We start from the raw sequence: 19,491 nt of genomic DNA, 5'->3' as shown, positions 1-19,491 counted from the left end.
GTTTCACAGCGCAGCCGCTCTATCTCCTCTCCCGTTTCAGCATGAGATCTGCAGGCAGTATTTCACCGTAAATCCGGGTGCCGACGGCGTTGTCCGCCGGCCGGCTTGAAGGAGCTGAGCAATGAAAATTCTCATGGTTCTCACATCGCATGATCAACTGGGAAACACCGGCAGGAAGACGGGCTTCTGGCTCGAGGAGCTCGCCGCCCCTTACTTTGTTTTCCGTGGCGCCGGGGTCGAGATCACGCTCGCTTCGCCGAAGGGCGGCCAGCCTCCGCTCGATCCGAAGAGCAACGAGCCAGCATTCCAGACGGAAGACACGCGACGGTTCGAGCGGGACCAGGCGGCAACGGCTGCGCTCGCCAACACCCTGAGGCTGTCCGACATCAAGCAGGCGGACTATGACAGCGTGTTTTTCCCCGGTGGGCACGGCCCACTTTGGGACCTGACGAACGACCGCAACGCGCTGTCGCTCATCGAGGATATGCTCGCGGCGGGAAAACCTGTGGCACTCGTTTGCCACGCACCGGGAATCCTGACGAATGTGAAGGCGCCGGATGGAAAGCCTATCGCCAAGGGCCGGGCCGTCACGGGATTCACCGATTCCGAAGAAGAGGCCATGCACTTGGTCGAGGTCGTTCCCTACCTGCTCGAGGACGTCCTGAAAGAGCAGGGCGCAAAGTTTTCGAAGACGGCGGATTGGGGCGTGCATGTCGTCCAGGATGGCCTGCTGATCACCGGCCAAAACCCGGCCTCGTCAAAACAGGGCGCCAGGACGCTGCTTGATGCCTTGAGAAAACAGGCCGCGGCTTAAGCGCTTCAGCCCCTGGGAACGATTGCTGCCCGGGGAGGTCGAGATTTCCTCATTCGGCTTGTGCCAACCCCGGCCGCAGGCGCGTCTCGACGACGTCTGCGGCACGACGGCGAGGCAGAGCCAATCGCAAACGTTCGAACACGGGATGGGAGGCACGTGACATGACCAGGAAATATACGGGGCAATGCGCCTGCGGCGCAGTGAGATTTGCCTTCGACATCGACCCGAACTTTGTCGCCAACTGCCATTGCCTGGACTGCAAGAGGGCGACGGGCGGCGAGGCCGCCACGTTCTTCGCCGTACCCCAGGATGATTTCACCGTAATCAGCGGCAGTCCGAAAGCGTTTCATTACATCGCCGATTCAGGCAAGGAGCTCGACCGCAACTTTTGCCCCGACTGCGGCGCCCGATTGTTCAGCAGCAACCTCGAGAGCTTCCCCGGCCTCGTCTTCGTGACGCTCGGCAGCCTGGACCGGCCGGAACTGATCAAGCCGGGGGTCGAAATGTTCACCAGGCGGCGGCTCGCCTGGGCAAGGCCGCTCGATCTTCCGCAGTTCGATGGCATGCCCGGTTGAGCCGCGATACTCCTAAAGCGCGTCGCAATCTTTCAGATTCGCTCCTTGCGCTTTAGGTCTTGTTTCCACGCATATCGTTATCGCAAAACGGCAGCACAGTTTTGCGCGACATGCTTTAAGCAATTTTTCTTGGAGAAAAGTTCGATCCGGTGTCGGATCGGCCAAGCCTCACCCGTCCTAGGTTCGTCCATTCCATCCATTCAAAAGGATTATGACCATGCCGAGTACCATACGCCTGCACCGCGTTCTGGCGACCAGCCCGGAGAAAGTCTATCGCGCGTTCCTGGAGCCGGACGCGCTTGCCAAGTGGCTTCCGCCGAACGGCTTCCTCTGCACCGTGCATCATTCGGAGCCGGTTGTCGGCGGCACGTTCAGAATGTCCTTCCGCAATTTCACGACGGGCAATAGCCATGCCTTCGGCGGCGAATATCTCGAGCTCGTCCCGGGCGAACGTCTGCGCTACACCGACAAATTCGAGGACCCCAACCTGCCCGGCGAAATGGAGGTCACCGTGACGCTGAAAAAGGTTTCGGTCGGCACCGAGGTGGATATCGTGCAGGCAGGCGTGCCTGACGTCATTCCGCCCGAGGCTTGCTATCTCGGCTGGCAGGAGTCGCTGCGAAACCTCGCCAAGGTCGTCGAGCCCGACATCCAGGAATAGCGCAGGACCGTGCCGGCCGGACGATAATCGCCCGGCATTGGTGCCCGACATCGGCGACATCAATCAATCCCCATGCCGCGTTTGGCCAGGGCGTTGCGGGCGGCCGCAGCGCCCCAGTCGTCGGAAAGGTCCTGGCCTTCGACTTCGGTTTCGGCGATCGGGGTTGCCCGGATCAGCGGCACTGAGCCGAAAGGCAGGCGGTCGATGCGCCCGGGGTCGCGGCTCAGCATGATGCGGGTCATCGGGTGGTAATCCTCGGTCAGCCGGCAGAACAGGATGGCGCCGTGCTTCTCGACATCGCGGGCGACACGATAACCGTCTGCCACGAGGTCTCCGATGTTGATCAACAGGTTCGCCCAGTTTTCGATCCCGGCCGCATCCAGTGTCGCGGCGTCGAATTCCATGAAAAGCTCGCATTCGACGCCGTTCTCCGGCTCGGATATACCGGCCCAGGGGGTCGACAGCCCGTCGGTAGCAAGTGACAGCCTTCCCGGTGCATGGATGACGAGGATGCGGCGATGCGGGCCGAACCATTTCGTCTGTGCGTGAATGTTGGCCGTTCCGCGCTCGACGGCGAAGTTCTCCTGCAGCGTGCCGCGGCTCTGCCAGAAGACGCGCCGCGCAGTGGCAGCGGTCTCGTAGATCGGGTCGTCGGGGCCGCGCGGCACGATCGTCTGGTCATAACTGGTTTCGAGCGTGATCTTCGCCTGCATGAACGGAAATTTCGGCTTCTTCCAGCGGATCACCACCTTGTTGAAACGCGGCACCTCTGAGGCTTCGAGCTTTTCGACGACATCTGCGATGATGTCGAGCGGATGCCTGGAATCCTCCGGGACATGCTTTCCCTCGGCATCGAGGTAGCCGCCTGTCCGGGAGGAATGCCCCGCCTGCATGGTGGTGGCGGTCCATTCGCCGCTGACCGCGCCCGTCGGCGCCTTGCCGAGAGCCGGGGCAAGTTCCCGGATCGCATCGTCAATCGAATAGGATGCCACGTCGCCCCTCCGCCTTCACCCAGAGATCGTATCCCTCGCGGCCGCTCGGCCGCGAGCAGAAGCTAGTGCGGAGGCGTCGCCGATCAATGGTGGCTGCATCGATCGACGCGGGCAGGGTGTGACAGTACTTTGCTGGGATTGCTCTATGCGCCGCAGAGCTTTCCGAAAGCGCTCATGGCGGCGGCGGCTCGGGCGCGGATATTCTCGTCCGACGGTTCCGGCAGCGTGCGGTTCACCCGCCTGATCTGCAGATCGCCGATCAGCAGGCTCAGGAACCATTCGGCCGCCACACCTGCGGATGGCGCCGCCAACGCTGCCGTTTCAAGGCCGCGGCCGATCACCTTCTCGATCAGCGGAAATACGCTATCGCGGCCGGCGGCGGCGATCGTCGCTCCCAGTTCGCCGCTTTCGTCGGCGGCGGCGGCCCGGTTCAGGGAGATTGCCTTGTCGCCGAGCAGCATCGAAAGCAGGATCGGCGCGACATGCGCGAGGGTTTCCAGGGGATCCGCCTCGTCCCTTATCGCCGCACCGAGCGCGGCTTTCGTCGCCCTGGCATTGCTTTCGACCATCATCTTGAAGAGGCCATTCTTGTCGCCGTACCAGCGATAGAGTGTTTCATTGGAGGCGTTCGCCGCCTTGGCGATATCGAGCATCGACGTGCTGCGGTAGCCCCTGTCCTTCAGAAGCTCGTAAGCCGCCGTCTCGATCTCGGCTTGACGCCTGGTCTTCGTGTCTTCCCGCATTCCGGCCACTCACATCGTCTTGACGATAACCGTACAATCTTATACGTCTACGTAAAGGCGTACAAGACAATACGGCTTTGGAGAAAAGCGATGCGCAGCACGGTTCTGGGACTGTCGATAACATCGGTCGTCTTCTCAGGCGCGATCTTCGGCTTCTTCTACGCCTGGGTCTGTTCGACGATGTGGGGGCTCGACCGGGCCGATCCGCGGGTGGCGATCGCAGCCATGCAGGCGATGAATGCTTCGGTCCGCAACGCGGTGTTTTTCCCGGCCTTCTTCCTGACGCCCGCCGTTCTCGGGCTGACTGCCGCAGCCGCGTATTTCAGCGGCCGCGGAGCGGCGGCTTTCTGGTTCGGTGCGGCGGCGGCCGTCTATCTGGTTTTCGGGCTGATGCTCACATTCACGGTCAACGTGCCGATGAACGAGGCACTGGCCGCGACTGCCATTCCTGGCGACATCGCGGCGGCGCGGGATATCTGGCGGGACTATTCGCAGCGATGGCAGGTCTGGAACCAGGCGAGGGCGCTGGCTTCCGGAATAGCCCTGGCTTTTGCAGCTTTGGGAGTGTCAAGGCTATGACGGCTTCGGGGTTGACCCGAGGGATGTCACAGGAGTCCAGCCACGGCGCGTCTGCGCCGTGAATGAAGTAATCCGCAAAAGGATTCTTTCGCGTGGCGGCGGAAACAACTCAGTTGCTTCCGTCATTCGGCCGCGCCTTGGCGCTGTCGTTGGTGGTCGACGAGGCGGTTTTTCCGTCCGGTTGCTGTCCGAAATATGTGCCGCCGAGATGGCCGCCGGCGCTGGTGTTCTTGACTTGCCGTTCGGCGCGTTTCTGAAGTTCACGAACGTTGGTCTTGCTCATTTTCGGCTCCATGTTTGAGGTGGACCAATGGTCAACCGATGGCGGACGACACTGTTCCATATTTTCTGGCGGCCGGGCATCCTCCAACGCTCGGTATTGAAAGCGGCATCCGCTACGGCCCTCATCCTGAGGCGCGCAGCCCACAGGGCGGAGCCTCGAAGGACGCGCTCCAACGCTGCACCTTGCATTCCTTGGAGTGTCGGTGCACCCGGCTCGTCCTTCGAGGCCCTGGGCGCCTCAGCAAGGATAGGGCTCTCTTAAAAATAGGCCGGGTGGTCGATATCGGCGAGCAGGCCGGGTTCCTGCGGCTGCCAACCAAGAAGCGTGCGAGTGTGCTCGCTCGAAGTGGGCACGTCGAAGCCGGCGAACATGGCGAACCAGCCGAAATGCTCGGCCGCTTCTTCTGGTGAGAGCGACACGGCGGGCAGATCGAGCCGCCGGCCGATGACCTCGGCGATCTGCCTAAAGGCAACTCCCTCTTCCGCGACTGCCAGGAATGGGCCGCCGACGGCGCCGCGCTCGATCGCCAGCCGATAAATCCGGGCGGCATCGAGCCGGTGCACGGCCGGCCAGCGGTTCTGCCCTTCGCCGATATAGGCGGAGACGCCCTTTCGCCGAGCCAAATCGATCAGGATCGGCACGAAGCCGTGGTCGCCATGGCCATGCACCGAGGGCGGGAGCCGGACGGTGGAGGCGCGCACGCCACGCGCGACAAGCGATACCGCGGTGATTTCGGAGGCGCGAGGGTAGGTCTCCGACGTCGGCATGGGCGGATCCTTCTCGGTGCCGACACGGCCGGGGGCAAAGCCGAGGCCGGCTGTGACCAGCAGCGGACGATCGGAGCCTTGGAGGGCTTCGCCGAGCGCCTCGATGGCGCGCCGATCGGCGGCGCAGTTCTCGGCGAATTTCGAGAAATCGTGGTTGAATGCCGTATGGATCACGGCGTCCGCCTCAGCCGCACCGCTCTTCAGACTTTCCAGGTCATCGAGCGTGCCGCGATGGACTGCGGCGCCTGCGGCCGCCAGTTGATCCGCTCCCTTGTCCGAGCGGGTGAGGCCCAACACCTTGTGCCCGGCGGCGATCAGTTCATTGACGACGGCTGAGCCGACCCAGCCGGTGGCTCCAGTGACGAATACGCGCATGTGATATCTCCAGTTTTGCTGAAGACACATATCGGCGCTGCCGGTATCATGGTAAAGTAGTGACATTATCATGGTATAGAGGCTAACAGGATGGGTGAATTCGTCACCTCGGACAATCGGCTCGGCACCTATCTGAAGGACCGCCGCGTCAGGCTCGATCCTGCCGCCTTCGGCTTTGCGGGAGAGAGGCGGCGAACGCCTGGCCTGCGGCGTGAAGAGGTGGCGGGCCGCGCCAATATCAGCCCGACCTGGTACACTTGGCTGGAGCAGGGCCGTGGCGGGGCGCCGTCTGCCGACGTGCTCGACCGGATCTCTCGCGCGCTGATGCTGACGGATGTCGAGCGCGAACATCTCTTCCTCATCGGTCTCGGCCGGCCGCCCGAGGTGCGTTACCACAGGCAAGAGGGCGTGACGCCGAGGTTGCAGGGCGTGCTCGATGCGCTCGACCCGAGCCCGGCGCTGATCCGCAACGCGATCTGGGACGTGATTGCCTGGAACAGGGCGGCGACTGTGCTTCTGACCGATTACGGCGCGCTGCCGCCGGAAGAGCGCAACGTGCTGCGCTTCATCTTCCTCGATCCGCGCGTACGCGCCGCCCAGTACGACTGGGAAAGTGTCGCCCGCTTCGTCGTCGCCGCCTTCCGCGTGGATGCGGCCCGCGCCGGTGCTGCAGCCGAGGTCGAGCCCCTCGTCGACGAACTCTGCCGCAAGAGCCCCGAATTCCTGGCGATGTGGAGGGATAACGACGTGCGCACCCACGGCGAGGGCGCCAAGCACATCCGCCACCCCATTCTCGGCCCACTCGCTTTCGAATATTCCGCCTTCCAGGTGGATGGCCGGCCGGATCTCAGCATGGTGGTCTACAACCCGTCGACGGCGGAGGATGCGGCGAAGATCAGGAGGTTGGTAGGGTGAGGTGAGGGCATTGGTCGATCGATGATATAGCGGCCTTCATCGCCTCAATCCGGACAAATCTGCAGTCATGCTGTGCATCGACGCGCGCGAGATTGATGCTGCGCGGATGGGGGATTTCAATGAATTCATGTCGTGCCGCGGTCTTGGTCGCCGCGTCGGTCTTGATGGTGCTGTCTGCGTCGGAGGCATCCGCCTGGGGCGAAGCCTCCAAACATGACAAAGCTGCGAAAAGCTAAAATACTACTCCTGCTAGAAAATTTATTGACCGATCCGGTCTCACCTGCTTTTCTCCCGATAGACCAAGGCGAATGGATCTTGAAGGAGATATCCATGACAGTGCTTGCAAAACCTGTGGCGGTCGATGATGTCAGCAGAGCTTCCGAGAATGACGTGATTTCAGGCAATCTGCTGGATAATGATCTGGCCGGGGGCTCCGGCAACGTGTTTCTCAACTTCTTCGACGGCGAGCGGGTTCTTGCCAAGAGGGACGGGCAGGTCACCGATATCGAGGGTGAATACGGCACGTTCCACGTCAAGGCCGACGGCTCTTATACCTATACGCTGAACGAGGCGGCCAAGGCGGGCTTCGTTGACGGCATGACCCTGACGGAGACGATCGGCTACAAGATCTCCGACGGCTCCGGCAACACGGATGTCGGCCACTTCACGCTCGACATTCACGGGGTCACGAGCCCGCCGGTCGCGGTCGACGACGCCTTCTCCTTCCGCGAAGGAAGCGAGATGGCCCGCAACGTGCTTGCCAATGATCACCCGGGAGAGGCGGGCGCGCTCTTCCTGCGTTCGGTCGAGGGCACCAGCATTCCTGCCGGTCAGGGGCAAGGGCAGACGACCGACGTGGCGGGTGAATTCGGCACCTTCCATTTCGCAGGCGATGGAAGCTTCACCTACGATCTCGACCCGGCCGTCAAGGCGGGCCTCGACGATGGCGAGCATGTCACGGAGAAACTCCAATATTACAAGGTCTCTGACGGCGCCGGTCACGCGGATGCCGGCGTGATCACCCTGACCGTCGACGGCGTGACGGACGGGAAGTCGTTGAACACCAATCATGTCGAGGCCCAGGCGGATGTGGTGCGCCCCTTCCTGGACCATTACGAACTCCAGGGGGTCGCGGTCGATCCGCTAACGGGCAAGTATTATGTCAGCTCCGGCCATGGTTTCCCAGATGATTCCATGGTGAGCATTTACGACAACGCCGCGGCATTTGAAGCCGACAACGCCAGCGGCGCCATCTCTCTTGGCGACTATGACAAGGGCGAATATGACATCGGCGGAACCTATTTTTCGGTCCGCGGCGGCGAGATCATCGGCCGAACCAACGAGGCGAGAGGCGAGGAGGACCCTTTCCCCGATCAGACCTATCTCGCAAAGTGGGATGCCGCAGACGGATCATCCGATCAGCGGGGCGACCCAATCCCGGGCCTTATCGGCGAGAATGGGGCGGGTACGTTCGACTGGGGTGGATTCACGGCCGTCAATACGATGCAGGATTCGACCGGCATTTACGTCGTCGGCCGCATCAATGATTCCACCTGGCAGGTCTCCAAGATCGATCCCGAAACGCTGAGCCCGATCGAGTCCAAGACCTTCGCCGCCGGCGGGCTCGGCTACGGCTTTGCCGTCGACGGCACGTTCTTCTTCGGCGATTCCTCCAGCAGCGAGCATATCGGCACGGCATTCGACTTCGAAACCGGGGTCAAGACAACGGTCGACGTCAACATCGCCATACCGGGAGACGACTTGATCACCAACGTGGTCTATGACTCAGCGGCGGATAATCTCTACATCACCAACACCGGGATCGACGAAATCTCCGTGGTGCACAATATCTCGGACATACTCTTCGCCTGACGGTCTTTGCTAGCCGAATGCCAACGCCGCCCCGCCCGTTTTCCACAGGGCGTGGCGGCGTTTATCCACTCAGCGCCGTGGTGAACAGAGCAGCATAACAGTGGCCACTTACTGCAGCGTGCGCGTCTGGATCTGTTCGGCCGCGTGAGGCGCGGATGCGGGCAGTGGGCTGCCTTCCAGGCCGGTCGCCACCACCGAAACGCGGAACTTGCCGTCGAGGCTGCGGTCGAAGATCGCCCCGACGAGGCGTCTCCGGCTGTCCCGGCAGAAGAGCGGCCGACGCCTTCAGGCGGCCGCGTGGACCGGTTTCGGCCGATGATCTGGAACCATGATCCCGCCGCACTGTTTAACTGGAAGGCGCGGAAGCGCCGATAACGGGGATGCCGATTGCCGGCCAACCCGGTAACGACGATCGGCCTTTCGGTTCGCCTATGGAGGAACACGACATGCAAACGACCCGATCGAAAGAACTGGCGGAGGAATACCTGCGGCTTGGCGGCAAACGGCTGGCGAAGATCGATGACAATATCGTTAAAATCCGCCACTGGGAGGATGACACGCCGGAGGCCGAGGCCTTCTGGCAGAAGCACATTGAGCCGCTGGATGACAAGCGCCGCGTAGAGGTCGTAACGCACCTTCCCACGATCAACGACAGGTGATCGCGAATCAACGACCGGTGATCGCGGCGATTTCCCTGGAGCGCATGACATTGAAGCACGACAGCGCCGAGCGTCTGAAGAGACGCGGCAGGCTGTCGTGCTCGGATATGTCGCGCCGCTGCGCTTACTGCAGCGTGCGCGTCTGGATCTGCTCGGCGGCGTGAGGCGCGGATGCGGGCAGCGGGCTGCCTTCGAGGCCGGTCGCCACCACCGAGACACGGAATTTCCCGTCGAGGCTGCGGTCGAAGATCGCACCGACGACGATATCGGCGTCTTCCTGGACTTCGTCACGAATGCGGCTTGCCGCCTCGTCCACTTCGAACAGCGTCATATCCGAACCACCGGAGATCGAGATCAGCACCCCCCTGGCGCCCCGCATCGAGATATCGTCGAGAAGAGGGTTGGCAATTGCCGCTTCCGCCGCCTTCATCGCGCGGCTTTCACCGGAGGCTTCGCCAGTGCCCATCATCGCGCGGCCCATGCCTGACATGACCGACTTCACGTCAGCGAAGTCGAGGTTGATCAGGCCTTCCTTGACGATCAGATCGGTTATGCAGCCGACGCCGGCATAGAGCACGCGGTCGGCCGTCATGAAGGCATCGGCGAAGGTGGTTTTTGCATCGGCGATGCGGAAGAGGTTCTGATTGGGAATGACGATAACGGTATCGGCCGCCTGGCGAAGCGCCTCGATGCCGATTTCCGCCATCCGCATGCGGCGGTTGCCTTCGAAGGTAAAGGGCTTGGTGACGACGCCGACCGTCAGGATGCCGGCGGCACGCGCAGCGCGGGCGATGACAGGTGCAGCACCCGTGCCCGTTCCACCGCCCATGCCGGCGGTGACGAAGCACATGTGCGATCCGGCCAGGTGATCCATGATCTCATCGAGCGACTCTTCGGCCGCCGCATGGCCGACCTCAGGCAGCGAACCGGCGCCGAGACCCTCCGTCACATTCGCGCCAAGCTGGATGCGGCGCGTCGCCTTGGAGGTGGCCAGCACCTGAGCATCCGTGTTTGCGGCGACGAATTCGACGCCCGCCAGCTTTTCCGCGATCATATTGTTGATCGCATTGCCGCCACCGCCACCGACGCCAATGACTGTAATATGCGGCCGTAGTCCCGAAATGCCGCTCTTGGCGTCCGTCATCGCGCTCTCCTTTGATGCTTCGTTCATGCCCACCCTCGTTTGCGGACGGCGAATCGGGCGTCAGGATACGCGAGCAACAAGGCAGAGGCGAGGCGAAAGACGTCTCGGCGGGAGGGTGATGATCGGGAAGGGAGTTGGGTTGCGGTCCTGAGAGAAGGGCATCAGAGAAGGTCGAGCGTTGCGGAGAAGACAAGTATCGGTCGATATCCATCTTCACCGCCCAATCAAACCACCCAAAATCCTACCCAACCACTTGCACCGCCACCGGCAAACACAACACACTTCGCAACCCCACTGCCCCATTCGCCTCCAACACCAGCGACCCCCCATACAACCCCGCCAGCTCGGTCACGATGCTGAGGCCAAAGCCGTTGCCGGGGACGTGTTCGTCTTCGCGCACACCGGGCAGGAGAACGGCGGCGAGGCGGTCCGAGGGGATGCCAGGGCCGTCGTCCTCGATGGTGATCCTGGCGGTTGGGCCGTCGCGGTGGGCGCGGAGGGTGACGTGGGAGGTGGCCCATTTGAAGGCGTTGTCGATCAGGTTTCCGAGCATTTCCTCGACATCGCTTTCGTCGCAGGCGACGCGCAGGCCCTCTGATATATCGGTGTCGAAGGCGATCTTTCGCTCGGCATGGATCTGGCTGATTGCCCGGTGGAGATCGGCGACGGAGGCCGCGAGGTCGGTGCTGGCGACGTTGTCCGTCGAGGCCATCACGCGGCGGGCGGCGGCGAGGTGGTGTTTGATCCGGTTGTCGATGCGGGCGGCGAGGCTGCGCAATGCGCCTTGCGGATCGTTTTTCTCGTCGAGCGCTAGGAGCAGGCTCGCCACCGGGGTCTTGAGGCCGTGGGCGAGGTTGGCGAACTGCATGCGGGTTGCGGCGAGCCGCTCTTCGTTGACCGCCAGAAGCGCATTGGTCTTCGCCGAGAGCGGCGCAAGTTCCTTGGTCGCCTCGTCGGGCAGGCGGGCGCGTTCTCCGCGGTTGATGGCATCGATATTGGCCGCCATGGATTTCAGCGGCCTGAGGCCGAAGCGGATCTGCCAGAGCGTGCCGGCCATCAGCACGAGGCCGAGCAGCAGCATGCAGGGCACCAGCCAGAAAAGGGCGCGCAGTGCGGGGCCGACGAGGGCGATCATCGGCGCCGTCGCGGTGATCGTCAGCGTCACGCCGTCGATGCTGCGGATGGCCTGGCGAAGATAGAGCGGCCCTCTTCCGCGATCACCGCCCCTGCCTGATGTCGGCATGCCCATCAGCACATGGCGCAGATCCTGCCGGGGCGGTGGCGCGTCTATCGTGCCGTTCATCAGGGAGCGGGAGGTCAGGCTCTGCCCTGCACCATCGATCTGCCAGTACCAGCCGGAGGACGGGCGATCGAAGGGCGGCGCATCGAGGGGCGCGGACAAGGTGATCTTGCCTTGTGCGTCGCGCGTCACCGCGCCGGCAAGGGCGCCGATCTGGGTGTCCAAACGCTGGTCGACCTGCTCGCGCACCACCGTTTTCAGCGCCAGCCACAGCACGATGGCGGCGACGACAAGCGCCAGCGTCACGAAGATGCCGGAGAACATCAGCAATCGGCCGGCGATCGACTTCGGCTTGAGGGAGGGCGTTTTCATGATGTCGCCGCTGCCGTCAGCATATAGCCGCGGCCGCGCACCGTCTCGATACGGCCACGCATCGTCTCGATGCGTTCACCCCCGAGCTTCTTGCGCAGGCGGGCGATGATGACCTCGATGGAATTGGAGTCGACTTCGGCATCGCCGTCATAGACGCGCTCGGTGAGTTCGCGCCGGTCGACGATCATCTCCTTGCGCAGCATCAGGCAGGAGAGCACCCGCCATTCCAGCGCCGTCAGCTTCAGCGGCAGGCCGTCGAGCTCGAAGGTGCCGAGCTGGGCGTCGAAGACCAGCGCGCCGCAGACGAGCCGCGAGGCGGCGTGACCGGACGCCCGGCGCACGAGCGCGCGCAGGCGCAGCACCAGTTCCTCCACCTTGAACGGTTTGGCAAGGAAATCGTCGGCGCCGGCCTTGAAGCTCGAGACCTTGTCCGGCCAGCCGTCGCGCGCCGTCAGCACCAGAACCGGCAGGTTGCGGTCGCCCTCGCGCCAGCCCTTCAGCACGCTGACGCCATCGATCTTCGGCAGGCCGAGGTCGAGGATCGCAACATCGAAGAGTTCGGTGAGGCCCGCATGGAGAGCGTCCTCGCCGTTGCGCGCGATATCGACGACGAAGTTTTCCGATCGCAGCACGGCGGCGATCCGGCCGCTCAGGTCTTCGTCATCTTCGACGAGCAGTACGCGCATGGGGCAGGGCTTTCATAGCAGGGCGTCTCAGGGGACGGGCCAAAACTATCGGGCCGAGCTTAACTCAATCTGAACGGAGAGGTTCAGGCAGGCGAGGGGGCGGGGCGGCTAGATTGCGGCCATTACTGAAGCAAGGAGAAGATATATGCCGAACGAAGACCAGAACAACGCGCATTCCGAGGGCGCAGCCACGCCCGTGCCGCCAGGACAGCGCCGGCGCCGGCTGGCGATCCCCGTGATCGCTGCCGCCGTGGCGCTTGTTATCGGCGCTGCCGGGGGCGCGAGCGCCGTGAAGATGATGCGTCCCATGCCCGAAATGGCGCCGCTGACGCCGGTGGCGATTTCGGCCATGCCGGCATCGAGTCTCGTTACCATCAAGGGCAAGGTTGCCGAGATCTACGGCAACAAGTTCGTGTTGCAGGACGAGAGCGGCAAGGCGCTTGTTGAAACCGGCCGGGCCGGCGAGGACGGGGATCTTGTCGCGAAGGATGAAGCCATCACCGTCCAGGGACGCTTCGACGACGGCTTCGTGCATGCGAGCTACCTCGTTCGCCAGGATGGACGAACCGAAGCGCTGCGTCAGCCGAAAGGTCCGCCGCACAGACGATTTGCAGATTTCGATCACAGGCCCTGACGGGCGTGAACCAAAGCCGCGCTGCGGTGTTTACAGACACGCCCTATAACTCCGAAAGGAACGCTTCCATGCAACGACTTCTCCTATCAGGTCTTGCCCTTGCAGCACTTGCGGGCACCGCCTTCGCCCAGCAGCCGCCCGCTCCGCCATCCGCCGGGACTCCACCGGCAGCGGCCGAACCCGGCTCGCCTCCTCCTCCGCCGTCTCCGTCCACTGCTGATGACGATGAGCAGATGACGGACCGGCCGGATGCGCGGCCGGGAGATCGCCCCGACTACCGCTGGCATGGTCGGAGAGGCGACATGGGCTTCCGCGGTTTCCGTGGTCATCGCCCGCCGCCACCACCGCCGTCCAAGGCAGCGCATTTCCGGATCGAGGATGGGAACACCCGGATCGACCTGAAGTGCGCCGAGGACGAACCGATGAAGGTCTGCGCCGATCTGTTGCTGCAAGTGATGGACCGCCTGCAGGGCCAGGACTGATCATCTGCGCTCGAGGCGGATGCCACACGATGATGCCGCCGCCCGCGTTTTCTCGCGGGCGGTTTCAGTTTGGCGCTAACGCCGCCCCGCTCTCCGTCGTGTCAGGCCTTGTGCCGAGGATCTGCGGCACCGGCTGTAGATGCTCGGGACAAAGCCCGAGCATGACGGAGGAGGGGTTGGCACGTTTTTTCGCGCCTGTTCTTGGGCATGCGGCATTCTCCAACGCAACGCTGCTTCCAGCATCCATCCAGCGCCGGCGCACCCGAGAGACGAGGATGTTCATGCTGTCGCATCGAACGATCGGTGTCGCTGGCTCACCGCGTGACGCGGGCTGCCGATGTTCCCGAGTAGCGGTCGCCGTGGATCTCGATGCCTGAGAAGACCGCGTCGATCTCGGCCAGTTCTTCCGATGTGAAGATGATGTCGGCGGCGGCGATATTCTCTTCCAGCCGGTGCAGCTTGGTGGTGCCGGGAATGGGGATGATCCAGGGTTTGCGGGCCATCAGCCAGGCGATGGCGACCTGGGCTGCGGTGGCGTTTCTGCGGGCGGCGATGGCCTCGATTGCATCGACCACCGGCTGGTTCGCCTTCCGGTTTTCGGCTGAAAGACGTGGATTGGTCTTGCGGTGGTCGTTGCCGCCTTCGAAACTGGTGTTCTCGTCCATCTTGCCGGTGAGGAAGCCGCGGCCGAGCGGGCTATAGGGCACGAAGCCGATGCCGAGTTCTTCGACGACGGGCAGGATTTCCCGTTCCGGGTTGCGCCACCACAGCGAATATTCGCTTTGCAACACGGTGACCGGCTGGACGGCATGGGCGCGGCGAATGGCTTCGACGCCCGCTTCTGACAGGCCGAAATGCAGCACTTTGCCGGCGCTGATTAGATCCTTCACCGTGCCTGCCACCTCTTCGATCGGTACGGCGGGGTCGACCCGATGCTGGTAGAAGATATCGATGCGATCGGTGCGAAGCCGCTGGAGGGCTTCTTCGACGACCTGTCGGATACGTTCCGGCCGGCTATCCAGGCCGACTTCCGGCCGGCCATCCCTAAAGCCGAATTTCGTCGCGATCACCACCTCGTCACGGATCGGCGCCAGCGCGTCGCCGACGAGGTCCTCGTTGGTGAACGGCCCGTAGGCCTCGGCCGTGTCGAAGAAGGTCACGCCCCGGTCATGCGCTGCCCGCAAGAGCGCGACGGCATCACCAAGCTCCATCGCCGGCCCGCGATGGTAGTTCAGCCCCATGCAGCCGAAGCCGATCGCCGATACGTCAGGGCCTCTTTGGCCGAGCTTGCGCTTGATCATTTTAAGTCCTCCTTCCCAGGTTTGATCCCAAGATAGGGCAAAGCCCGGCGGCGATTAGCCGGAGATATCGGCATGAACTTATGAGGTCCGCTCATGAATTTCCCGGCTCGCTCGGAGAGGACGAACCGGGATCGGGTAAAAGGATCCCGGTAGTGTCTGCCGCTTGCGCCAAAAGCTGAGGGGCTTGCGCTATGACGCCAGGCGAAACGCGCCGCTGCGCATAGCCTCGATCACCGTGCGCAACGTGTCTTCCCTGTCGTGCCCCTCCGTCGAGACGACATGTTGCTCGAACGGGCCCAGTGACGAGAATTGCTGATGGAGCGCCGCAATAGGGCCGGGATCGGTCAGCGTGTCGCCGCCGCGCTCCCGGCAGCGCCGGATGGCGACATCGAGCGGCGGACGCAGAATCACGTAGTGGAGGGGTGCCGTGATTTTCCGGAACGGTTCCAGGAACCACGGCCCGACGATGCCGTCGACGACGACGAAGTAGCCGCCGCCGGCATAGCCAGCCGCCGCCTTAGTCAACACGTCGACGACAACGATATTCTGTTCATGCGCTTCGGGCAGATAGGGCGGGATCACGCCGTTCTTGATGAAATGCCAGAAGTCGTCGGAATGAAGGTGGACCTTCGGTGAGCCGGGCTCGCGGGCGAGCGCCTCGGCCGTCGTGGTTTTTCCCGAGCCCGGCGGCCCGGTGAGAATGAGAACTTCGCCCGTGTGATTCATAGCGTGGCAATTTCGCACGAAGCAGCATCGTCTCGCAATTAGCCGATAGGGGGTCGGCAATAACCCGGCATGACCCCTTCGTTCGGAAGAAGCCGCTGAAGCGGCAGCTACTCCGGCAGTCCCGCCATCCTGAGAGCCTCGATATATCGATTGCGATCGTCCGGTCGCCGGAAGGGTGGGAGCACGTCGGCGAGATTGGAAAGCCGGAGGGCGGGGTCCATCAGGCAGAGGCGGGCGATCGTTTCCCGGGCTTGCGCAAGCCGCCCGGCCATGGCCTGGCTCGCCGCCATCACGCGCATGGCGCTCGGGTAGTTCGGCTGGTGGCGAAGCGATTTTCCTGCCCAGGCGGCAGCATCGTCATAGTGCCCGGCGCAAAAATGCGCGAGACCGATGTTGAACTGCCAGGCAAACAGGCGCGGATCCAAAGGGCTGAGACGCATGGCAAGTGTAGCGTGTTCGACGGCCTTATCAGGCTCGCCGAGGCACGCCTTCACCCAGCTGCTGACGCCGAGCGCAGCCGCCAGGTTCGGGTTGAGGAAGAGGGCTCGATCGATGCAGGCCGCACTGTCATCGAGGTCGCCGCCGACATAACCGATGACATATCCGCCGTAGGTAAGTGCAACCGCATCGTCCCAGCCGAGTTCGACCGCTCTCCGGGCCAGCCGGGTCGCTTCGGCCGTCTCGTCTGCGGGATTGAGCATCCAGCCGTTGCTCTTTCGCGTAGCATAGCAGCGTGCCGCCCGTGCATGCGCTACGGCGAATTCCGGGTCACGCTCGATCGCCTTCATGAACAGCCGCAAGGCCTCATCGATGACCGATCGGTTGGTGACCGTCCGGTCGAAGGCCGCCAGGCCGCGGAGATAATAGTCGTAAGCGTCAAGGCTCTCGGTCGGCTTGCGTTTGGCACGCTCGATCTCAGCCTCCTCCACTTTCGGCGTTATGGCGCCGACGATGCTCGAGGCGACCTGATCCTGAAGATCGAAGACATTCGCCAGGGTTCCGTCAAAACGATCGGCCCAAAGATGTGTACCGGTCGACGTGTCGATGAGCTGGCCGGCAATGCGCAGGCGGTCACCCGTGCGGCGCACGCTTCCTTCGACCACATAGCGTACGTCCAGCTCGCGCCCGACCTGCTTTATGTCGACCGCCTGACCTTTGTAGGTGAAGCTCGAATTCCGGGCGATCACGTAGAGGTGGCGGAATTGAGCAAGCGCGATGGTGATGTCCTCGACAATGCCGTCGGCGAAATATTCCTGCTCCGCGTCGCCGCTCAGATTCTGAAATGGCAGGACCGCAACCGATGGCCGGTCGTGATGCTTCGCCGAGGCGGGGAAGACCTGCGGCTGCGCTCCGACGTCGGCGGCCGGTGCGCTCCGCGGATGTCCGGGTACCTGCCGCGATTGCAGCGAAGCTGCCAGGGAGGACGTCTGTGCTTCTGGTTCAGCCTGAAGATGCTTCTTCAAGAGCGCCCGGCAGGATTCGTACTGGCGCAGAGCCGCGTTTTCGTGGCCCCTCAGAGCGTGGATCTGCATCAGCGCCCGATGGGCGGCCTCCACGGTCGGGTCCGCAGCGAGCAGCCTTTCGGCCAGTCCTTCGCAGGCCGATTCTTCCGCGGTGCCTGGCTCGGAAAGCGCTTGGCTCAGCCGCTCCACCAGTTGCAGCGCCTTGCGTTGATATGTGCTCCGATACGGGCCGAACCACTCGTCCAATTCGTCCGGAATGGCCTCGCCTGCCAGTACCTCGCCACGGTAGAGATCGGCGGCAAGCGCGAGATTGGCCGTCCGGCCGGCCTCCAGTTTACGGTCGAAGATCGAAATGTCGGTTTCATCAGGATCTGTTATCAGCGCGACGGTTTCCTGGTCCCCGTTGAGGTAGACGGGGGCATCCCCGCCAGCCGGAAACGATCGCCTGATATCGACCAGCGCCTGGCGCAGGCTGTTGCGGGCTTGCTCATTGCTTCGTCCTGGCCAGAAGGCTTCGGAAAGCAGTTCCCTGCGATAGCCGCGGCGGCCACCGAGGACGAGGGCTGCGAAGAGAAGCGAGGTTTTGCGCGTGGTGAAACGGACTTGCCGGTGCTCCCGGGACGTCACTTCAAGGCCACCCAGCAACCTGATCCGCACAGATCGTCTCCCAGATTTCGACAGCGGCTGCAGGATAGCATTTCGGCAGATCGATTTAACACCGATTTAGCGGCGGCTTGTCGAAGTTTTCCTGGCCGTTCACGCTGAACCGAACAGCCGGAACACGCCCGCGTGTCAGGCTCCCACTTGCAAAGCTCACAAATGGGAGACTGAAAATGGCTCACACGGAAACTCACGCCGGCATCAGCGCGCCGAAAGGACAGTTGTTCGGGTTCAGGCCGAACAGCGTAGCAATCATCGTCGCTGCACTGAGGAAGTGGCAGCGGAGCGTCGCAAGACGGAAGGCATTGGCAGATCTGACGCCCGACCAGCTGAGGGACATCGGTTATCCCCGGGATGAAATCGGCCATCCCCAAGTCAATCGACCCGTGCTCGAAATCAAAGCAGGGCTGATGACGAAGTTGATGTCGATGCGATAGTCCGAATGTTCGACCGCGCGGACGCGTCGGCTGATGTCGAGCGGCGGGAAGAGCTCATGGCGGTCGGCATTGGCAGTCTATCCGGGGGCTTTGTCTGTTTTTCCGCCGCGGCGATTTCGACTATGATGGGACGCTGGAACGATAGGGAGGGCACGGTATGATCGATCATATCACCATCGCAGTGGGTGACCTGCAGAAGAGCAAATTGTTCTATGAGCGCGCTTTCGAACCTCTGGGTTATCGCCTCTCCTTCGGAAAGGAGGGCGTGTTCTGGGCCTTCGATGTCGGCGGCAGCCTGTTCGAGATACAGCACACCGACGACAAGCCGCCTCTGACGCGTTTGCACGTTGCCTTCCGGGTTCGGAGCAGGGCGGAGGTCGAGGCGTTTTATCGGGCCGCGCTCGAAGCCGGCGCCCGGGACAATGGCGCGCCCGGCCCGCGGCCGGAATATGAAGAGAACTATTATGCCTGCTTCGTTCTCGACCCCGACGGATACAATATCGAAGCGATGCTCAATGAGCCGGCGCCGCAAGGGTGAGCGCAGGGCTCTGCCCAAAGAATGCAATCGAGGGGGAGGTGGATATGTCGAGTTTCAGGAATGCTGTCGTCTCTTTACCCGGCAAGGAGCGCGTGGCGAAGACGCCGTTTGGCGCGAGGATCGTCATCCATGCCACGGCCGCCGAGACCGGCGGCGCGTTCGGGATGTGGGAAACCTTCACGCCGCCCGGTCATGGTCCGGCCCCGCACACGCATACGCGGGAGATCGAAGTCTTTCGGGTCATCCGCGGGCTCTATCGATTCCAATGCGGCGACGAGGCGTTCGACGCGCCTGTGGGAACCGTCGTCGTTCTGCCGCCACATGTACCCCACAGCTGGCGAAACATAGGCGAGGAACCCGGCCAGATGTTCGGCACGGTCACGCCAGGTGGCTGCGAGCAAATGTTCATCGATATCGAGGCTTTTGGTGCCGATACGCCTGAGAAAATCGCGGTGATCGAAGCGCGACTGGGGATCATCAACGACATCACGCTTGCCCTCGGATTGACAGGCCTGCAACCGCGCTGATCGTCCATCAGGGTGTCGATCGGATCCAGCTCAACCGCGCCATCGC

General features: G+C 62.9%; 22 protein-coding genes and 1 pseudogene. 12 read left to right on the top strand and 11 right to left on the bottom strand.

Annotated features, from left to right (window positions below):
• Positions 1-121: 121 nt before the first annotated feature.
• The 3 genes from GR198_RS14210 to GR198_RS14200 all read left to right on the top strand — a co-directional run bounded on the left by GR198_RS14210 (position 122) and on the right by GR198_RS14200 (position 2,050).
• Positions 122-814: a type 1 glutamine amidotransferase domain-containing protein gene (locus tag GR198_RS14210; RefSeq protein WP_164069143.1), complete on the top strand. Its 693-nt coding sequence runs from the start codon at positions 122-124 to the stop codon at positions 812-814.
• 161 nt (positions 815-975) lie between these two features.
• Positions 976-1,389, top strand: coding sequence for a GFA family protein (locus GR198_RS14205; RefSeq protein WP_164069142.1), 414 nt, complete (start codon positions 976-978; stop codon positions 1,387-1,389).
• Positions 1,390-1,606: 217 nt separating this feature from the next.
• Positions 1,607-2,050 carry an SRPBCC family protein gene (locus GR198_RS14200; RefSeq protein ID WP_026157412.1) on the top strand — a complete coding sequence of 148 codons (444 nt, stop codon included), beginning with the start codon at positions 1,607-1,609 and terminating at the stop codon, positions 2,048-2,050.
• 59 nt (positions 2,051-2,109) lie between these two features.
• Here the strand turns inward: GR198_RS14200 and GR198_RS14195 are convergent, their stop codons facing one another.
• Together GR198_RS14195 and GR198_RS14190 are read right to left on the bottom strand one after the other, a co-directional pair.
• Positions 2,110-3,042: a hypothetical protein gene (locus GR198_RS14195; RefSeq protein WP_029870473.1), complete on the bottom strand. Its 933-nt coding sequence runs from the start codon at positions 3,040-3,042 to the stop codon at positions 2,110-2,112.
• Positions 3,043-3,185: 143 nt separating this feature from the next.
• Positions 3,186-3,785, bottom strand: a complete 600-nt coding sequence (locus GR198_RS14190; protein WP_164069141.1) for a TetR/AcrR family transcriptional regulator — start codon at positions 3,783-3,785, stop codon at positions 3,186-3,188.
• Between the two features lie 90 nt (positions 3,786-3,875).
• Between GR198_RS14190 and GR198_RS14185 the strand changes: the two genes are divergently transcribed.
• Complete coding sequence (locus GR198_RS14185) at positions 3,876-4,364, top strand: anthrone oxygenase family protein (RefSeq protein WP_164069140.1); 489 nt, start codon at positions 3,876-3,878, stop codon at positions 4,362-4,364.
• 109 nt (positions 4,365-4,473) lie between these two features.
• Here GR198_RS14185 and GR198_RS35400 read toward each other — a convergent pair whose 3' ends face one another.
• Both GR198_RS35400 and GR198_RS14180 read right to left on the bottom strand, forming a co-directional pair.
• The gene (locus GR198_RS35400) at positions 4,474-4,647 is read right to left on the bottom strand and encodes a hypothetical protein (protein ID WP_204337112.1); all 174 of its coding nucleotides are present in this window, start codon (positions 4,645-4,647) and stop codon (positions 4,474-4,476) included.
• 257 nt (positions 4,648-4,904) lie between these two features.
• Positions 4,905-5,789, bottom strand: a complete 885-nt coding sequence (locus GR198_RS14180; protein ID WP_164069139.1) for an SDR family oxidoreductase — start codon at positions 5,787-5,789, stop codon at positions 4,905-4,907.
• Positions 5,790-5,879: 90 nt separating this feature from the next.
• On the opposite strand from GR198_RS14180, the gene GR198_RS14175 reads away from it, so the two are divergent.
• Complete coding sequence (locus GR198_RS14175; RefSeq protein WP_164069138.1) at positions 5,880-6,704, top strand: helix-turn-helix transcriptional regulator; 825 nt, start codon at positions 5,880-5,882, stop codon at positions 6,702-6,704.
• A 330-nt stretch (positions 6,705-7,034) separates the two neighbouring features.
• Positions 7,035-8,576, top strand: a complete 1,542-nt coding sequence (locus tag GR198_RS14170) for an Ig-like domain-containing protein (protein ID WP_164069137.1) — start codon at positions 7,035-7,037, stop codon at positions 8,574-8,576.
• 108 nt (positions 8,577-8,684) lie between these two features.
• On the opposite strand, the pseudogene GR198_RS14165 reads toward GR198_RS14170, so the two are convergent.
• A pseudogene (locus tag GR198_RS14165) lies at positions 8,685-8,822 on the bottom strand (cell division protein FtsZ); the annotation flags it as partial.
• 200 nt (positions 8,823-9,022) lie between these two features.
• Here GR198_RS14165 and GR198_RS14160 point away from each other — a divergent pair.
• A complete protein-coding gene (locus GR198_RS14160; protein ID WP_017961052.1) occupies positions 9,023-9,235 on the top strand; it encodes a hypothetical protein in 213 nt (70 codons plus the stop codon).
• Between the two features lie 124 nt (positions 9,236-9,359).
• Here the strand turns inward: GR198_RS14160 and ftsZ are convergent, their stop codons facing one another.
• The 3 genes from ftsZ to GR198_RS14145 all read right to left on the bottom strand — a co-directional run bounded on the left by ftsZ (position 9,360) and on the right by GR198_RS14145 (position 12,677).
• Positions 9,360-10,379 carry a cell division protein FtsZ gene (gene ftsZ / locus GR198_RS14155; protein ID WP_012758070.1) on the bottom strand — a complete coding sequence of 340 codons (1,020 nt, stop codon included), beginning with the start codon at positions 10,377-10,379 and terminating at the stop codon, positions 9,360-9,362.
• A 241-nt stretch (positions 10,380-10,620) separates the two neighbouring features.
• Entirely contained in the window at positions 10,621-11,991 is a 1,371-nt protein-coding gene (locus GR198_RS14150; protein ID WP_164069136.1) for a sensor histidine kinase, read from the bottom strand.
• A complete protein-coding gene (locus GR198_RS14145; RefSeq protein WP_017988800.1) occupies positions 11,988-12,677 on the bottom strand; it encodes a response regulator transcription factor in 690 nt (229 codons plus the stop codon). Before GR198_RS14145 ends, GR198_RS14150 begins: the two co-directional genes overlap by 4 nt.
• Before the next feature lie 145 nt (positions 12,678-12,822).
• Between GR198_RS14145 and GR198_RS14140 the strand changes: the two genes are divergently transcribed.
• Positions 12,823-13,311 (top strand): hypothetical protein, encoded by a 489-nt coding sequence (locus GR198_RS14140; protein WP_164022451.1) that lies wholly within the window; start codon positions 12,823-12,825, stop codon positions 13,309-13,311.
• A 68-nt stretch (positions 13,312-13,379) separates the two neighbouring features.
• Entirely contained in the window at positions 13,380-13,793 is a 414-nt protein-coding gene (locus tag GR198_RS14135) for a hypothetical protein (RefSeq protein WP_029870486.1), read from the top strand.
• Between the two features lie 314 nt (positions 13,794-14,107).
• Here the strand turns inward: GR198_RS14135 and GR198_RS14130 are convergent, their stop codons facing one another.
• The 3 genes from GR198_RS14130 to GR198_RS14120 all read right to left on the bottom strand — a co-directional run bounded on the left by GR198_RS14130 (position 14,108) and on the right by GR198_RS14120 (position 17,940).
• Positions 14,108-15,094 (bottom strand): aldo/keto reductase, encoded by a 987-nt coding sequence (locus GR198_RS14130; RefSeq protein WP_164022452.1) that lies wholly within the window; start codon positions 15,092-15,094, stop codon positions 14,108-14,110.
• Positions 15,095-15,283: 189 nt separating this feature from the next.
• Complete coding sequence (locus GR198_RS14125) at positions 15,284-15,820, bottom strand: ATP-binding protein (RefSeq protein WP_164022453.1); 537 nt, start codon at positions 15,818-15,820, stop codon at positions 15,284-15,286.
• A 107-nt stretch (positions 15,821-15,927) separates the two neighbouring features.
• Positions 15,928-17,940 (bottom strand): BTAD domain-containing putative transcriptional regulator, encoded by a 2,013-nt coding sequence (locus tag GR198_RS14120; RefSeq protein WP_164022454.1) that lies wholly within the window; start codon positions 17,938-17,940, stop codon positions 15,928-15,930.
• Between the two features lie 176 nt (positions 17,941-18,116).
• Between GR198_RS14120 and GR198_RS36245 the strand changes: the two genes are divergently transcribed.
• The 3 genes from GR198_RS36245 (at position 18,117) to GR198_RS14105 (ending at position 19,445) form a co-directional block, all read left to right on the top strand.
• On the top strand, positions 18,117-18,380 hold the full coding sequence (locus GR198_RS36245) for a DUF1127 domain-containing protein (protein WP_029870490.1): 264 nt from the start codon (positions 18,117-18,119) through the stop codon (positions 18,378-18,380).
• A 157-nt stretch (positions 18,381-18,537) separates the two neighbouring features.
• Complete coding sequence (locus GR198_RS14110; protein ID WP_029870491.1) at positions 18,538-18,918, top strand: VOC family protein; 381 nt, start codon at positions 18,538-18,540, stop codon at positions 18,916-18,918.
• Between the two features lie 44 nt (positions 18,919-18,962).
• Positions 18,963-19,445: a cupin domain-containing protein gene (locus tag GR198_RS14105; protein WP_050573637.1), complete on the top strand. Its 483-nt coding sequence runs from the start codon at positions 18,963-18,965 to the stop codon at positions 19,443-19,445.
• Positions 19,446-19,491: the final 46 nt, after the last annotated feature.

The organism is Rhizobium leguminosarum (genome assembly GCF_010668065.1).
GTDB classification, from domain to species: Bacteria; Pseudomonadota; Alphaproteobacteria; order Rhizobiales; family Rhizobiaceae; genus Rhizobium; species Rhizobium leguminosarum_S.
The sequence above is the reverse complement of the archived record's forward strand: the minus strand, read 5'-3'. Positions and strand labels throughout refer to the sequence as shown.

Coding starts and splice junctions, on each gene's coding strand:
- GR198_RS14210 (WP_164069143.1), top strand. CDS start 122: ATGAAAATTCTCATGGTTCTCACATCGCATGATCAACTGGGAAACACC.
- GR198_RS14205 (WP_164069142.1), top strand. CDS start 976: ATGACCAGGAAATATACGGGGCAATGCGCCTGCGGCGCAGTGAGATTT.
- GR198_RS14200 (WP_026157412.1), top strand. CDS start 1,607: ATGCCGAGTACCATACGCCTGCACCGCGTTCTGGCGACCAGCCCGGAG.
- GR198_RS14190 (WP_164069141.1), bottom strand. CDS start 3,785: ATGCGGGAAGACACGAAGACCAGGCGTCAAGCCGAGATCGAGACGGCG.
- GR198_RS14185 (WP_164069140.1), top strand. CDS start 3,876: ATGCGCAGCACGGTTCTGGGACTGTCGATAACATCGGTCGTCTTCTCA.
- GR198_RS35400 (WP_204337112.1), bottom strand. CDS start 4,647: ATGAGCAAGACCAACGTTCGTGAACTTCAGAAACGCGCCGAACGGCAA.
- GR198_RS14180 (WP_164069139.1), bottom strand. CDS start 5,789: ATGCGCGTATTCGTCACTGGAGCCACCGGCTGGGTCGGCTCAGCCGTC.
- GR198_RS14175 (WP_164069138.1), top strand. CDS start 5,880: ATGGGTGAATTCGTCACCTCGGACAATCGGCTCGGCACCTATCTGAAG.
- GR198_RS14170 (WP_164069137.1), top strand. CDS start 7,035: ATGACAGTGCTTGCAAAACCTGTGGCGGTCGATGATGTCAGCAGAGCT.
- GR198_RS14160 (WP_017961052.1), top strand. CDS start 9,023: ATGCAAACGACCCGATCGAAAGAACTGGCGGAGGAATACCTGCGGCTT.
- ftsZ (WP_012758070.1), bottom strand. CDS start 10,379: ATGACGGACGCCAAGAGCGGCATTTCGGGACTACGGCCGCATATTACA.
- GR198_RS14150 (WP_164069136.1), bottom strand. CDS start 11,991: ATGAAAACGCCCTCCCTCAAGCCGAAGTCGATCGCCGGCCGATTGCTG.
- GR198_RS14145 (WP_017988800.1), bottom strand. CDS start 12,677: ATGCGCGTACTGCTCGTCGAAGATGACGAAGACCTGAGCGGCCGGATC.
- GR198_RS14140 (WP_164022451.1), top strand. CDS start 12,823: ATGCCGAACGAAGACCAGAACAACGCGCATTCCGAGGGCGCAGCCACG.
- GR198_RS14135 (WP_029870486.1), top strand. CDS start 13,380: ATGCAACGACTTCTCCTATCAGGTCTTGCCCTTGCAGCACTTGCGGGC.
- GR198_RS14130 (WP_164022452.1), bottom strand. CDS start 15,094: ATGATCAAGCGCAAGCTCGGCCAAAGAGGCCCTGACGTATCGGCGATC.
- GR198_RS14125 (WP_164022453.1), bottom strand. CDS start 15,820: ATGAATCACACGGGCGAAGTTCTCATTCTCACCGGGCCGCCGGGCTCG.
- GR198_RS36245 (WP_029870490.1), top strand. CDS start 18,117: ATGGCTCACACGGAAACTCACGCCGGCATCAGCGCGCCGAAAGGACAG.
- GR198_RS14110 (WP_029870491.1), top strand. CDS start 18,538: ATGATCGATCATATCACCATCGCAGTGGGTGACCTGCAGAAGAGCAAA.
- GR198_RS14105 (WP_050573637.1), top strand. CDS start 18,963: ATGTCGAGTTTCAGGAATGCTGTCGTCTCTTTACCCGGCAAGGAGCGC.